Raw genomic sequence first — 15,216 nt, 5'->3', positions numbered from 1 at the left:
AAAAGAAAGCTAAAGCCCCACTCAATACAGTGGTAACGATTATCTTGAATACAAGGTAACTATCGAACAGTCGTCGATACTGAGCGAAATATTGAATGTCGCGATGAAATATCAATAGATATAAGCAGAAATGGGTAATAAAAAAGCGGGGAGTTTCCCGCTTAGTTAGGTTATTTGCGCATTACCGATAATATGAAACTCATCAAGCATTAATAGCAACTTCAATTAGCTTCTATGACCATATTCAATAATGGTTTCACGATAAAGCTGCAGTAATGCCTCATCCTTTACGGCTACTCCGACTTGCTGGACAGGTTTTAGCTCCCAATCATCATGTGGATAGACACGTCCATCAAACTTCTGGATTGTCAGCCCTTCTGCCGGCCCATCGGTCACAACGCGAATAGGTCCTTTTCTTAAGGTAAATAAAGAAGGATTAATAACATAAGCAATGGCTGATGGATCATGCACATGACAACCTTCTAAACCGACTTTTTCAGAGTAAAACTTAAGATAATAACGACTAATATCCCAAATAAACTGACCCACTTCAGCGGCGTCATCTCTAAGTTGATCAAGAAAGTCCTTAGTAAAGAAGCTCTCCTCTGTTACATCTAAACCGATAACAACGACTGGCCAAGGTGCGGTAAAGACGATATCAGCCGCATGCGGATCATCATGGATATTTGCTTCAGCATAAGGAGTAACATTGCCACGATGATTATTCTCACCGAAGGCGCCACCCATCACGACAACTTCTTTTACTAAGCCTGCGATCTCAGGCGCCGCATCGAGTGCTAACGCCAAGTTAGTTAATGGCCCAACCGCAACTAAGGTTATTTCACCAGGTTCCGCTTTAACGCTATCAATAATGTATTGGTAGGCAGGACGAGGATCGGCAGTCACCCCCAACTCTTTTGGGGCATGCACATCACCAAAGCCTGTTTCACCATGCACAACAACAGTTGGCCCAACCGGATCGCGCACGATGGGTTGACTTGCCCCTTGTGCTACATCAGCCTTAAAACCATACTTTCTTTTTAAAAACAGCGCATTATTAGTTCCATTCTCAATAGTGGCATTACCATAAACAGTGGTAATGGCCATAAGTTCAATAGCTGGGTGAGCTTCAGCAAACAAGATAGCCATTGCATCATCAATCCCCGGATCAGTATCGAGAATTATTTTATTTATCATTTTATTCAGATCCTAATAATTATAATTTTATTAACCTAGGTAGCCGATCAAGATACCTTTATCCGCTTTTAACAAACGTGATCTAAGCGCTAGAGCAACAACATAACAACAGCAACAGGCTATATTTTTGGATTCAATCATCATCACAGTTCTATTTTTATACCGAATAAACCTAATAATTGGCTTATCTTCAGCTTTAACTCGCGTTTCTAATGGCTGCTTTGGGCTTTATTGGACCAAAAAATTGCCATTTAACTGGCTAAATTCAGCGTAAATCACGTCAAGCTACAAGATTCAAAATTGAATTTAACTTATGATGCACGCAAATAATAAGCGCCAATAATCTATAATTTGCCCTTAATATTGCTCTTAATAAAACAAGGGTATTGGCAAACTTAGCGCTCTTTCGACAGTAACAATTAGGACAAATAATGGCAAAAGTAGACATTTTAGTCGGCACCACACTAGGCAGCGCTGAATATGTAGCGGATGAAATATCCGATCAATTAGGCGATTTAGGCCATGAAACTATCGTGCATTTAACACCAAATTTGAGCGATCTTAGCCAGGATTCACTCTGGTTAATTGTTTCTTCAACTCATGGAGCGGGTGATCTGCCCGACAATATAGTGCCATTTTTCGACGAGATCCAAGCCAAAAAGCCCGATCTTAGCGCAATAAAATTCGCCTTATGTGCCATCGGCGATTCTAGCTACGATACTTTTTGTCAGGGCCCAGAAAAATTAGTCGATCAGCTTAACCTATGCGGTGCACAAGTCTATGTGGATAAGATCCAGATCGATGTGCAATACGATCCAATCCCAGAAGATCCAGCATTATCATGGGTTAGCGGCTGGCAAGATCAACTTTAAGATCGACTTTCATCTCAGCTTTACGGGTTATCTTTTTAGTAACGCACAGATTAGATCTAACTTATCCACATATAACTCTTTTATTTAATAAATATGTGGATAAGCTATTATTTTGATCTGATCAACGTCTGTATTAATTCACACTCGATCTGCTCAATGATCCACCTTGTGGATAAGTAGGCGATCTATCCCCAAGCTTAAGCCGGTTAGATCGCGATCAGAACACAGGATCGTTTTACTGTAAACCACTAAATCTAAAGAGGAATTAGAGTTATCCACCGAAAAGTGCGATCCTAATAGTAAACATAATAAGAGATCTATATAAAGATCTTAAGATCTATTAAGGCGATCCACCTTGATCAAAACAAGCAAAATAGATCGTTCACCTTAAGCGAAGCAAATGCTAAAATGATCCGCTCAGAAACAATTTATCCTTTTACAAATCGAAGGCTGTCGAATGCAATTTCATGAACGGTTTGATGTAATCGTTGTTGGTGGTGGTCATGCTGGTACAGAAGCGGCGTTAGCTTCTGCAAGAATGGGCTCCAAAACACTTTTACTGACCCATAACATAGATACTTTAGGACAGATGTCCTGTAACCCTGCTATCGGCGGCATAGGTAAAGGACACTTAGTCAAAGAAATTGATGCGTTAGGTGGAGCAATGGCCGTTGCTACCGATTTTGCAGGTATTCAATTTCGAACATTGAACTCGAGTAAAGGGCCAGCTGTTCGTGCAACTCGTGCACAAGCAGACAGAGCACTTTACCGACACAAGATCCAAGAAATTTTACAGCACCAACCAAACTTACGTATTTTCCAGCAAGCGGTAGACGATCTTGTAGTCGAAAATGGCAAAGTCATTGGTGCCGTCACTCAAATGGGTTTAGCCTTTGAAGCACCTGCAGTCGTTCTTACTGCTGGTACATTCCTAGGTGGTAAAATCCATATTGGTCTTGAAAATTACAGCGGCGGCCGAGCAGGTGATCCACCTGCAATTGCGTTAGCCAATAGGTTAAGAGAATTACCAATTCGTGTGGGACGTTTAAAAACGGGTACCCCGCCACGCATTGACGCTAACACCATAGATTTTTCTCTAATGACAGAGCAAAAAGGCGATGATCCATTGCCTGTGATGTCATTTATCGGCGATGTAAATGATCATCCTGAGCAGGTTTCTTGTCATATCACTCATACCAATGAGCGCACTCACGATATTATTCGTGGTGGTTTAGACAGAAGCCCAATGTACTCAGGGATTATCGAAGGTATTGGTCCACGCTATTGCCCTTCTATCGAAGATAAGATCAATCGCTTTGCAGACAAAACATCGCATCAGATCTTTATTGAACCAGAGGGATTAAATACCACCGAGATCTATCCAAACGGTATTTCTACCAGTTTGCCTTTTGACGTGCAGTTGAACTTAGTACGTTCAATCAAAGGTATGGAAAACGCACAGATCATGCGTCCTGGTTATGCGATTGAATATGATTATTTTGATCCTCGCGATCTTAAAAACTCATTAGAAACTAAAACCATTAGTGGTTTGTTCTTTGCGGGACAAATTAATGGTACTACCGGTTATGAAGAAGCTGGGGCACAAGGCTTGTTAGCGGGCATGAATGCATCGCTACAGGTTCAAGGTAAAGAATCTTGGGCGCCACGACGAGATCAAGCCTACCTAGGTGTTTTGGTAGACGACTTGTCGACATTAGGTACCAAAGAACCGTACCGTATGTTTACCAGTCGTGCTGAATACCGTTTGCTGCTTCGTGAAGATAATGCTGACTTACGATTAACCGAAAAAGGCCGTGAGCTAGGCTTGGTTGACGATAAGCGATGGGCATTGTTTAGTGAGAAAATGGAATCGATCGAAACTGAACTACAGCGTTTACGTGGTCAGTGGATCCATCCAAACTCACCGCTAGTTGAAGCGCTTAACCCGAATTTGAATACACCGATCACTCGTGAAGCAACGTTTGAAGATCTGCTGCGTCGTCCAGAAATGGATTATCCAAAGTTGATGTCTATCGATGGTTTCGGTCCAGGACTCGAAGATCAACGCGCTGCAGAGCAAGTGCAGATCCAGGTAAAGTATTCAGGTTATATCCAACGTCAGCAAGGTGAAATCGATAAAGCTATTCGTCATGAAACCACCCTGCTACCGCTAGATTTGGATTACCAAGAAGTACCGGGTTTGTCGAATGAGGTGATTGCTAAGATGAATGAGCACAAGCCTGAAACGATTGGCCAAGCTTCACGGATCTCTGGAATGACCCCTGCGGCAATCTCAATCCTATTGGTTCATCTGAAAAAACGTGGTCTATTACGTAAAAGCGCTTAATTCTCCACATATTCGGTCGTTTTGGATGATAAAGGGAAGCTTTGAGGCTTCCTTTCATCTTTTCTGCGATTCATAATACTGATTGATTTTTGATTCGCTTTATTTTGAGGACACAAACTGTGTTATCTGCCCAATTAAATGATTATATGGCCGAAGTTGGCCTGACTGCTACTGAGCAGCAAAAGAAGCAGCTTGTAGACTTTGTCGGCATGCTTAACAAGTGGAATAAGGCATTTAACCTGACATCTGTACGTGACCCAGAGCAGATGTTAATCCGTCATATCATGGATAGTTTAGTGGTATCGCCTCACCTTAAGGGATCGCGTTTTATTGACGTCGGCACAGGTCCTGGTTTACCTGGGATCCCGCTCGCGATCTTAAACCCAGATAAAGAATTTGTCTTACTCGATAGCTTGGGTAAGCGGATCCGTTTCCAAAAACAGGTACAGTTTGAGTTAGGTATCAATAATATCTCTTCAATAGAAAGCCGTGTTGAGGCTTACCAACCTGAAGAGCTATTTGATGGCGTATTAAGCCGTGCGTTCGCTTCAATCCAAGATATGCTGCACTGGTGCCACCATTTACCCAAAGTGGATGGTTGTTTCTATGCGCTTAAGGGGCAATTGAGTGAAGAAGAAATGTCACAATTGCCAGCTGGGTTTGTGGTAACCGATGTCTTTGAACTTAAAGTGCCAAAACTGGATGAACAGCGTCATTTATTGCGTGTCATCAAGCAAGGCTGATTAATTTTTAATGCGGTTGTCACCTTTTGATGACCGTTAGCTTATTTTATCTAAGTCGCTATAGAAATGGACTAGGTGAAGCCAGTAGTTGCAGATAATGCGAACAGAAGAGTTGCAATCTTTCGGCGCTTCAAGCAATTTGTTACTAATAACCATTAGATTAGTGCGCTAATTTCCAGGGTTAAACAACACACTGGAATCTAATAAAAGTGACTTACAGGGTGATATTGTGGGTAAAGTGATTGCCGTGGCCAACCAGAAAGGTGGCGTCGGAAAAACAACAACTTGTGTAAATTTAGCGGCCTCTCTTGCGGCGACTAAACGTCGTGTTTTGTTGATCGATCTCGATCCTCAAGGTAATGCGACCATGGGGAGTGGCATCGATAAATATACTGTCGAAAACACCGCTTATGAGTTATTGGTTGAAGAAAAACCCTTTGCAGATGTTGTTTGCCGAGATACTAACGGTAAATATGATCTCATTGCTGGTAATGGTGACGTTACTGCTGCGGAAATTAAGCTCATGGAGTTCTATGCCCGTGAGGTTCGTTTACGTAATGCTCTTGCCCCTATCAAAGATGATTATGACTTCATTTTTATTGACTGCCCGCCTTCACTAAACATGTTAACGGTTAATGCCATGTCAGCAGCCGATTCTGTTTTAGTCCCTATGCAATGCGAATATTACGCGCTGGAAGGCCTTACGGCACTAATGGATACCATTAGTAAACTTGGTGCTATGGTTAACTCGGGTCTGCATATAGAAGGGATCTTGCGTACTATGTACGATCCCCGTAACCGACTTTCTAATGATGTTTCCGATCAGCTAAAACAGCACTTCGGTGACAAAGTTTATCGTACAGTGATCCCAAGGAATGTTCGTTTGGCTGAGGCACCAAGTTTTGGCGCTCCAGCGATGTATTATGATAAATCGAGCGCAGGGGCTAAAGCTTACCTAGCTCTCGCTGGCGAAATTATTCGTCGAGCAGAGCAACTCACCCAGGCTGAGCAAGTTTAAGGATAAAAAATGACACTGAAAAAAAGAGGCTTGGGTAAAGGCCTTGATGCATTACTAAGCACAAGCCAAGCAGCAAGTAAGCGCGCAGAACCTATTACTGCGACTGAAGTTGAACAAAATATTAAAAACGACGATTTAATTACGTTAGATATTGATAGGTTACAACCTGGTAAGTATCAACCGCGTAAAGATATGTCATCAGAGGCATTAGAAGAGCTTGCAGAGTCTATTCGGGCTCAAGGTATTATTCAGCCAATCGTTGTGCGTAAAATCTCGCCTGAAAGCTATGAAATTATTGCCGGTGAGCGTCGCTGGCGTGCATCTCAGCTTGCAGGACTGACGAAAATTCCTTGTATTGTAAAGCAGGTGGCTGATGAGGCTGCTGTTGCTATTGCTTTGATTGAGAACATTCAGCGTGAAGACCTAAATGCGATGGAAGAAGCCATTGCATTAAATCGCCTCATTGAAGAGTTTGATCTGACCCACCAACAAATTGCCGATGCAGTTGGTAAGTCTCGTGCAACGGTATCGAACCTATTGCGTCTTAATGGTTTAAACGAGCCTGTAAAGCGTATGCTTGAGTACGGCGATATCGATATGGGCCACGGTCGTGCATTGCTTGCCATCGGTGGTGATGAGCAAACAAATCTAGCTCGATTAGTCGTCGCGAAAGAATTAACCGTTCGTGAAACTGAACGATTAGTGAATAAAACCTTAAATCAAACTGAAATCGCTGAAAAACCAGCTAAAGATCACGATGTAGTCCGTTTAGAGACCCAACTAATTGAAAGGTTAGGCGCTAAGGTCACTCTTACCCATAACAAGAAAGGGAAAGGTAAAATGGTAATTAACTATCAAGATCTGGCTGAATTAGAGGGTATTATCAGCAAAATCCGCTAAAAAAACGAAGTTAACACGATATTATGTAATTTTGTGACATTCGTTAATCTTACACTTTTAGACTTTTGGCGTAGATCACGCTAAAAGTCTCCTTTTTCTACTACTTAAACTTGCTTTGAATGTCTGAAACGGTATACTTTCGCAAGCTTTTTGTACCTCGGGTTTATACGGATATTTGTAATCCGGTCATCGAAACAAGAAGTTATAATGCGGAGAAGGTAAATTGAGCAAGGTTTTAGCGCGTCGTGGCCGGTGGTCAGCCTATAAAATAGTTTTGCTACAGGCAGCGATGGCTGGGTGTGTTTCAGTTTTCTTTTTTGCTATGTGGGGGGGGCCGTATGGCGCATCTGCTTTGGCAGGTGGTGCTATTGCAGTACTCCCTAATTTTGTGTTCGCAACCCTAGCTTTCTCCCATGCGGGAGCACAAGCATCAGGAAAGGTCGTACGGTCTTTTTTCCTGGGGGAAGCGGTAAAGTTGCTGTTAACCATTGTGTTATTTTCGCTTGCATTTGGCTTGATGAAATCGTCATTTATGCCGTTATTCGTCAGTTATTTATTAGTGTTAGTCGTACCTTGGACAGCCCCTTTATACTTCAAACAAAATTAAGTGAGATTAATCATGGCGACAACTGGGGATGATACGTTAACTATAACGGCTTCCGACTATATCCAGCATCACCTGACTAATGCGAAAATGTGTTCTACGGATAGTGGAATTGCTTTTAACCATGCATGTCAAGATGCGGGATTTTGGACTTGGCACATTGACTCACTTTTGTTTTCAGTAGGTCTAGGGGTTCTATTTTTGTGGGTTTTCTACAAAGTAGGACAAAAGGCAACAATTGGTGTTCCAGGCAAGCTTCAATGTTTTGTTGAAATGTGCGTGGAAGGTGTTGATAAAATCGTTAAAGACTCATTTCATGGGCGGAACGCGGTTATTGCACCATTAGGTCTTACTATTTTCGTCTGGGTTTTCCTGATGAACTTAATGGACTTGATCCCTGTTGACTTTGTACCTGAGGCCGCAAACAGATTATTAGGCGTTCCTTACCTAAAGATTGTACCTACAACTGACTTGAACGTAACTTTGGGCTTAGCTTTAAGTGTGTTCGCGTTAATTGTTTTTTACAGTATCAAGGTTAAAGGGTTTGGTGGGTTCACTAAAGAACTGACTATGCAGCCTTTCAATCACTGGGCTCTGATTCCAATTAACTTTGTTTTGGAAACAGTTACCCTGATTGCGAAGCCGATTTCATTATCGCTTCGTCTGTTTGGTAACCTGTATGCAGGTGAGTTGATCTTTATTCTGATAGCGCTGATGCCTTGGTGGGCACAGTTTGCATTATCAGTGCCTTGGGCCATTTTCCATATTTTGGTAATTGTGCTGCAGGCGTTTATCTTCATGATGCTTACGATTGTATATCTAAGCATGGCACATGAAGACCATTAATTTATTAAAATTAAATACTTATCGGAGATAAAATGGAAACTGTAATTAGCTTTACAGCAATAGCTGTTGCAATTATGATCGGCTTAGCAGCGCTAGGTACTGGTATTGGCTTTGCTATTCTAGGTGGTAAATTCCTAGAAGCTTCTGCTCGTCAGCCAGAACTTGCCCCTGCACTTCAAACTAAAATGTTCATTGTAGCTGGTCTACTTGATGCGATCTCAATGATTGCAGTTGGTGTTGCATTATTCTTCGTATTCGCTAACCCGTTTGTGGGTCAATTAAGTGCAGTTTTAGCTGGCTAATCGTCCCCCTTAGTAAGGAGTTGTCGTTATGAGTATTAACGCTACCCTGCTAGGCCAAGCGATTTCTTTTCTACTCTTTGTGTGGTTTTGCATGAAGTTTGTATGGCCGCCATTGATGAACGCTATCGAAGAACGCCAGAAGAAAATTGCTGATGGTCTAGCTGATGCAGGACGTGCTGCAAAAGATTTAGAGTTGGCTCAGGTTAAAGCAACAGAGCAGCTAAAAGACGCAAAAGCAACAGCAAACGAAATCATTGAGCAAGCTAATAAGCGCAAAGCTCAAATCGTTGATGAAGCAAAAGTTGAAGCTGATACTGAGCGAGCGAAAATTATTGCTCAGGGACACGCTGAAATTGAAAACGAACGTAATCGCGTAAAAGAAGACTTGCGTAAGCAAGTAGCTGTACTAGCAATTGCTGGCGCAGAAAAAATTCTTGAACGTTCGATTGATGAAGCCGCACACAGTGACATAGTTAATAAACTTGTTGCTGAACTTTAAATAAGGAGCTTGAGTTATGGCTGAAATAACCACCATCGCTCGTCCTTACGCAAAGGCAGCTTTTGAATTAGCTCTTGAACACAAAGCAGTAGAGAGTTGGGCTGAAATGCTAAGCTTTGCCGCATTAGTGAGTGAAAACGAAACTATGCAGCCTTTACTGTCTGGCTCTATTGCCAGCGGTAAGCTTGCCGAACTCTTTATTGGAGTTTGTGGTGAGCAAATCAACGAGCAAGTTCAGAACCTGTTAAAGGTAATGGCTGAAAACGGTCGTTTAGTTGTGCTACCAGCTGTTGCTCAACAATATGTTGAGATGCAACGTGAGTACGCGAAAGAAGTTGAAGCAGAAATTGTTTCAGCTACTGAGCTAACCTCAGAGCAACTACAAGCGCTGAGCGCTTCTTTAGAGAAGCGTCTAGCACGCAAAGTTAAGCTAAATTGCAGCATAGATACCAGCCTTATTGCTGGTGTAATTATCACGGCAGGAGACTTAGTCATTGATGGCTCGGTCCGCGGAAAAATTTCGCGTCTGTCTGATGCACTGCAATCGTAATTGGGAGTTTGAGCATGCAACTGAATTCCACTGAAATCAGCGATCTGATTAAACAGCGGATCGAGCAGTTCGAAGTCGTTAGTGAAGCTCGCAACGAAGGTACTATCGTTGCAGTAAGTGACGGCATCATCCGCATCCACGGCCTAGCCGATGTTATGCAGGGTGAAATGATCGAGCTGCCTGGTAACCGTTTTGCAATCGCGTTGAACTTAGAACGTGATTCTGTCGGTGCCGTAGTAATGGGCCCTTATGCCACGTTGGCAGAAGGCGACAAAGTTAAAACAACAGGCCGTATTTTGGAAGTACCTGTTGGCCGTGGTCTATTAGGTCGCGTAGTCAACACTCTAGGTGAACCAATTGACGGTAAAGGACCTATCGATAGCGATGGTTTCTCTCCTGTTGAAGTAATTGCACCTGGTGTAATTGAGCGTAAATCAGTTGATCAGCCAGTGCAAACTGGTTACAAAGCCGTTGACTCTATGATCCCAATCGGTCGTGGACAACGTGAATTGATCATTGGTGACCGTCAGATCGGTAAAACCGCTCTTGCGATCGACGCGATTATCAACCAAAAAGATTCTGGCATTAAGTGTGTATACGTAGCGGTAGGCCAAAAGGCTTCTACAATCGCTAACGTGGTACGCAAGCTAGAAGAGCACGGCGCTTTGGCGAACACCATTGTTGTTGTTGCTACAGCTTCTGAAGCTGCTGCACTGCAATATTTGGCTCCATACTCTGGTTGTACAATGGGTGAATACTTCCGCGACCGCGGTGAAGACTCACTAATCGTATATGATGATTTGTCTAAGCAAGCAGTTGCTTACCGTCAAATTTCATTGCTTCTTAAGCGTCCTCCAGGACGTGAAGCATACCCAGGTGATGTATTCTATCTTCACTCTCGTCTGTTGGAACGTGCTTCACGTGTTAACGCCGAGTATGTTGAGAAGTTCACTAAAGGTGAAGTTAAAGGCCAAACTGGTTCTTTGACTGCTCTACCAATTATTGAAACTCAAGCGGGTGACGTTTCTGCATTCGTACCGACTAACGTAATTTCGATTACCGATGGTCAGATCTTCCTTGAAACAGACCTATTTAACTCTGGCCTACGTCCAGCGGTTAACCCAGGTATCTCAGTTTCTCGTGTTGGTGGTGCGGCGCAGACTAAGATCATCAAGAAACTGTCTGGTGGTATTCGTACCGCTCTTGCACAGTATCGAGAGCTTGCAGCGTTCTCACAGTTTGCATCTGACTTAGATGATGCAACTCGTGCTCAGCTTGAGCATGGTGAGCGTGTTACCGAACTTATGAAGCAAAAGCAATATGCTCCAATGAGTATCGCTGATCAGTCTGTGTCTATTTTCGCAGCTGAAAAAGGTTACTTGAAGAGCGTTGAGCTGAACAAAGTTGGTAACTTCGAAGCGTCTCTGCTCTCTTTCATGAACAGTGAACATGCTGACCTAATGAAGACCATCAACGATACTGGCGATTATAACGCTGATATCGAAGGTGAGCTGAAGGCTAGCTTGGACAAGTTCGTAGAAACCCAAACCTGGTAAAATTTAGAGGTGCCTCTGGCACCTCAGGTCCAGAATTGGAGAGTAAAGATGGCCAACGCTAAAGAGATTAAAACCAAGATCGCGAGTGTTCAAAACACTCAGAAGATCACGTCTGCAATGGAAATGGTTGCCGCGAGCAAAATGCGTAGAGCACAAGATCGCATGGCTGCTAGTCGTCCATATGCAGAAAATATGCGTAAGGTGATCGGTCACGTGGCGCAAGGTTCTCTCGAATATAAGCATCCTTATTTGGAAGTGCGAGAAGCTAAGCGTGTTGGTTACATTGTTGTGTCAACCGACCGTGGTCTTTGTGGTGGTCTGAACGTCAACCTTTTCAAGAAGGTTGTCGCAGACGTGAAGAAGCAGCGTGAAGCTGGTGCAGAAGTTGAATTCTGTACAATTGGTGCACGTAGTGCGCAATTCTTCAATAGCTTTGGCGGATCTGTTTCTGCTTCTGCTTCAGGTTTAGGCGATGCTCCAAAGCTAGCTGACCTGATCGGAACAGTACGTGTGATGCTAGAAGCATACAACGAAGGCAAGCTGGACCGTTTGTACGTAGTATTCAACAAGTTTGTAAATACTATGACGCAAACGCCGGTGATCGAGCAGCTGCTACCTTTGCCTAAGTCAGAAGAAGATGAGTTTACTCATCAGTGGGATTATATCTACGAGCCGGATCCAAAGTTATTGTTAGATACTTTGCTAGTTCGTTTTGTTGAATCTCAAGTTTATCAAGGCGTTGTTGAAAATATTGCATCTGAGCAAGCGGCCCGTATGGTTGCTATGAAGGCTGCAACTGACAATGCTGGTGAACTTATCGGTGACTTGCAGTTAGTCTATAACAAGGCCCGTCAGGCTGCGATTACGCAGGAATTGTCGGAAATTGTTTCTGGTGCTGCTGCTGTTTAGGCTAGGTAACGAATACAAGTTTTAGAGGATTAATCATGAGCACAGGTACTGTTGTCCAAGTAATTGGCGCGGTTGTGGACGTTGAGTTTCCACATGATGCCGTACCTCAGATATATGACGCTCTAGAGATCAAAAGTGAAGGCTTGGTGCTGGAAGTTCAGCAGCAACTAGGTGGTGGTGTAGTTCGTACCATCGCTATGGGTTCTTCAGATGGTCTGCGTCGTGGTCTTGAGGTGACAAACACAGATTCACCTATTTCAGTTCCGGTTGGGTCTGCGACTCTAGGCCGTATCATGAACGTATTGGGCGAGCCTATTGATGAAGCGGGCCCTATCGGTGAAGAAGATCGTTATGTGATCCACCGTGAAGCACCTTCATATGAAGATCAATCAAGCACTACTGAGCTTTTAGAGACGGGTATCAAGGTTATCGACCTTGTATGTCCATTCGCTAAAGGTGGTAAAGTAGGTCTGTTTGGTGGTGCTGGTGTTGGTAAGACCGTCAACATGATGGAACTTATTAACAACATCGCTAAAGCACACTCTGGTTTATCAGTATTTGCCGGTGTAGGTGAGCGTACTCGTGAGGGTAACGATTTCTACTACGAGATGGAAGATTCTGGCGTTCTAGATAAAGTGGCCATGGTATATGGTCAGATGAACGAGCCTCCAGGAAACCGTCTACGTGTGGCACTGACTGGTCTAACAATGGCTGAGAAGTTCCGTGACGAAGGTAAAGATGTTCTTTTCTTCGTTGATAACATCTATCGCTACACCTTGGCAGGTACTGAAGTATCTGCACTGCTAGGCCGTATGCCATCAGCAGTAGGTTACCAGCCAACATTGGCTGAAGAGATGGGTGTACTTCAGGAGCGTATTACATCGACTAAGACAGGGTCTATTACCTCTGTTCAAGCCGTTTACGTACCTGCGGATGACTTAACGGATCCATCACCAGCAACAACCTTCGCTCACTTAGATGCGACTGTTGTATTGTCACGTAACATTGCTTCACTGGGTATTTACCCAGCGGTTGACCCATTGGATTCGACTTCACGTCAGCTAGATCCACAGGTTGTTGGCCAAGAGCATTATGATGTTGCTAACGGTGTTCAAACCGTACTTCAGCGCTATAAAGAGCTGAAAGATATCATTGCGATCCTAGGTATGGATGAATTATCTGATGAAGATAAGACAACTGTATTCCGTGCTCGTAAGATTGAAAAATATCTTTCACAGCCTTTCTTCGTAGCAGAAGTATTCACCGGTTCTCCAGGTAAGTACGTTTCTCTTAAAGACACAATCCGTGGCTTCAAGGGCATTCTAGAGGGTGAGTTCGATCACCTTCCAGAGCAAGCGTTCTACATGGTTGGTTCAATCGACGAAGCTGTTGAGAAAGCTAACAAAAAATAACTAAGTCTTTGACTTAGTTTAAGGAGAACGGATGGCAGCCATGACAGTACAGCTTGATATGGTAAGCGCAGAGAGTCATATCTTTTCTGGTCGAGTAGCTCAGCTACAAGTATCAGGAACAGAAGGTGAACTAGGTATTATGCCTGGTCACGCAGCTCTGTTGACAAGTATCAAACCTGGCATGGCGCGCATCGTCAAACAAGATGGAAGCGAAGAGGTGTTTTACCTTTCAGGTGGTATCCTGGAAGTACAACCTTCTTCAATTTCAGTATTGGCTGACGTCGTTATGCGTGCCGATGAGATTGATGAGCAGGCAGCTATAGAAGCCAAGCATCGTGCAGAAGCTCATATGGCTGATGCTGGTGCTGACTTTAACTATGCTGCGGCAGCAGTTGAGTTAGCTCAAGCTATTGCCCAGTTGCGTGTTGTCGAGACCATCAAGAAGAACATTGCCAGATAAGGTTATTGTTTGAAGAAAAAAGGCGCCTTAAGGCGCCTTTTTTGTGTCTGGAACACTTATGCCAAAACCCATGGATGGTTAGTTTTGGTATTTGTGTCTAAAAGAAGGTTAAAAGCAGGCCCTAGGAAAAGCGAAGAAAGGTCCTAGGTGCTAGGAAAGACAAAGACGAACGGCCTGCGGCCTAAGGAACGTGACTGCGTCACTTACGGAACGCTACGCTTACGGAAAAGATGGGAAAAGAAGGCTCTAGATGACAGGAAAAGCAAACGCTTCGCTGACGGATAACGGAACGTTCGCAAGCTCACTCACGGAAAAGATAAAAGCTAAGTTTAGCGAGAGCTTCTGTGACCCTTCTCATCAATCTACTCTAGGTTGTTTTGCCCACCAGCTTTGGTATTAGCCACCTTAGGACTGCCGATGCTGCTCTTATAGGATTTAGCAGGAACGCTCTAGCCGTGACCTGGTCACGTCCTAGCAGCTGGTATATTTAACTGTCTGAAGAACTCTTTTCCGCAATCGGCATAACGTCAGAACGTGATCTAAGTAAGAACCCTTGGCTAATTTGAGTGTTACCCTCATGGATTAATTTTATGCTTGAGAGTTCTTCCATGCAGCACGTACTGATAATTGTTAATGATGCCCCCTATGGTACAGAAAAGTTGTTTAATGCCCTTCGATTGGCTATACAGCTCAACGAGCAAGACTATTCACCCGTTCGAGTAAGCCTATTTTTACTGTCTGATGCAGTTACTGCAGTTCTACCTAATCAGAAACCTACTGAAGGCTATAACATTCAACAGATGCTAGAGATTGTTGCCGCACAAAAAACACAAATTAAGTTTTGCGGTTCTTGCATGCAAGCTCGTGGACTGGCAGATCTGAAAGTCATTGAAGGTTGCGAGGAAGCGACTATGGATGATCTTGCTCAATGGGTACTGGTGGCAGATAAAACCATTAGCTTTTAATCTAGATCCTGCAGCAAGTCGAGTCGCTTTTAATAC

The 15,216-nt window shown here is 43.5% G+C and carries 16 protein-coding genes; 15 read left to right on the top strand and 1 reads right to left on the bottom strand.

The genetic code is table 11. The annotated features are described in order from the left end of the window. Positions 1 to 225 precede the first annotated feature (225 nt). On the bottom strand, positions 226 to 1,197 hold the full coding sequence (locus ACVBJC_RS14850) for a nucleoside hydrolase (RefSeq protein WP_447161630.1): 972 nt from the start codon (positions 1,195 to 1,197) through the stop codon (positions 226 to 228). A 431-nt stretch (positions 1,198 to 1,628) separates the two neighbouring features. Here ACVBJC_RS14850 and mioC point away from each other — a divergent pair, with 431 nt between their 5' ends. From mioC to ACVBJC_RS14775, 15 genes are all read left to right on the top strand, one after another. Then, on the top strand, positions 1,629 to 2,069 hold the full coding sequence (mioC, locus tag ACVBJC_RS14845; RefSeq protein ID WP_447161629.1) for an FMN-binding protein MioC: 441 nt from the start codon (positions 1,629 to 1,631) through the stop codon (positions 2,067 to 2,069). Positions 2,070 to 2,526: 457 nt separating this feature from the next. Continuing rightward, positions 2,527 to 4,416, top strand: a complete 1,890-nt coding sequence (gene mnmG / locus ACVBJC_RS14840) for a tRNA uridine-5-carboxymethylaminomethyl(34) synthesis enzyme MnmG (RefSeq protein ID WP_447161628.1) — start codon at positions 2,527 to 2,529, stop codon at positions 4,414 to 4,416. Between the two features lie 119 nt (positions 4,417 to 4,535). After that, positions 4,536 to 5,159 carry a 16S rRNA (guanine(527)-N(7))-methyltransferase RsmG gene (gene rsmG, locus ACVBJC_RS14835; protein ID WP_447161627.1) on the top strand — a complete coding sequence of 208 codons (624 nt, stop codon included), beginning with the start codon at positions 4,536 to 4,538 and terminating at the stop codon, positions 5,157 to 5,159. A 229-nt stretch (positions 5,160 to 5,388) separates the two neighbouring features. Next, entirely contained in the window at positions 5,389 to 6,177 is a 789-nt protein-coding gene (locus tag ACVBJC_RS14830) for a ParA family protein (protein ID WP_447161626.1), read from the top strand. A 9-nt stretch (positions 6,178 to 6,186) separates the two neighbouring features. After that, positions 6,187 to 7,077: a ParB/RepB/Spo0J family partition protein gene (locus tag ACVBJC_RS14825; protein WP_447161625.1), complete on the top strand. Its 891-nt coding sequence runs from the start codon at positions 6,187 to 6,189 to the stop codon at positions 7,075 to 7,077. A gap of 223 nt (positions 7,078 to 7,300) precedes the next feature. Beyond that, positions 7,301 to 7,684, top strand: coding sequence for an ATP synthase subunit I (locus tag ACVBJC_RS14820; protein ID WP_447161624.1), 384 nt, complete (start codon positions 7,301 to 7,303; stop codon positions 7,682 to 7,684). A gap of 12 nt (positions 7,685 to 7,696) precedes the next feature. Beyond that, entirely contained in the window at positions 7,697 to 8,527 is an 831-nt protein-coding gene (atpB, locus tag ACVBJC_RS14815; RefSeq protein ID WP_447161623.1) for a F0F1 ATP synthase subunit A, read from the top strand. 32 nt (positions 8,528 to 8,559) lie between these two features. Next, a complete protein-coding gene (atpE, locus tag ACVBJC_RS14810) occupies positions 8,560 to 8,829 on the top strand; it encodes a F0F1 ATP synthase subunit C (RefSeq protein ID WP_447161622.1) in 270 nt (89 codons plus the stop codon). Between the two features lie 28 nt (positions 8,830 to 8,857). Further along, positions 8,858 to 9,328 carry a F0F1 ATP synthase subunit B gene (gene atpF / locus ACVBJC_RS14805; RefSeq protein ID WP_110458822.1) on the top strand — a complete coding sequence of 157 codons (471 nt, stop codon included), beginning with the start codon at positions 8,858 to 8,860 and terminating at the stop codon, positions 9,326 to 9,328. 16 nt (positions 9,329 to 9,344) lie between these two features. Continuing rightward, positions 9,345 to 9,878, top strand: coding sequence for a F0F1 ATP synthase subunit delta (gene atpH, locus ACVBJC_RS14800; RefSeq protein WP_447161621.1), 534 nt, complete (start codon positions 9,345 to 9,347; stop codon positions 9,876 to 9,878). 14 nt (positions 9,879 to 9,892) lie between these two features. Next, entirely contained in the window at positions 9,893 to 11,434 is a 1,542-nt protein-coding gene (gene atpA, locus ACVBJC_RS14795; RefSeq protein ID WP_220764212.1) for a F0F1 ATP synthase subunit alpha, read from the top strand. Positions 11,435 to 11,482: 48 nt separating this feature from the next. Beyond that, positions 11,483 to 12,343, top strand: a complete 861-nt coding sequence (atpG, locus tag ACVBJC_RS14790) for a F0F1 ATP synthase subunit gamma (RefSeq protein ID WP_447161620.1) — start codon at positions 11,483 to 11,485, stop codon at positions 12,341 to 12,343. Between the two features lie 35 nt (positions 12,344 to 12,378). After that, positions 12,379 to 13,755, top strand: coding sequence for a F0F1 ATP synthase subunit beta (atpD, locus tag ACVBJC_RS14785; protein ID WP_447161619.1), 1,377 nt, complete (start codon positions 12,379 to 12,381; stop codon positions 13,753 to 13,755). Positions 13,756 to 13,786: 31 nt separating this feature from the next. Continuing rightward, on the top strand, positions 13,787 to 14,215 hold the full coding sequence (locus ACVBJC_RS14780; RefSeq protein WP_447161618.1) for a F0F1 ATP synthase subunit epsilon: 429 nt from the start codon (positions 13,787 to 13,789) through the stop codon (positions 14,213 to 14,215). 590 nt (positions 14,216 to 14,805) lie between these two features. Continuing rightward, the gene (locus ACVBJC_RS14775) at positions 14,806 to 15,180 is read left to right on the top strand and encodes a DsrE/DsrF/TusD sulfur relay family protein (RefSeq protein ID WP_447161617.1); all 375 of its coding nucleotides are present in this window, start codon (positions 14,806 to 14,808) and stop codon (positions 15,178 to 15,180) included. The last annotated feature ends 36 nt before the right edge of the window (positions 15,181 to 15,216 follow it).

Source organism: Shewanella sp. 0m-6, assembly GCF_052977325.1.
Note: the sequence above shows the minus strand (reverse complement) of the source record. Positions and strands in the feature narration are given on the sequence as shown.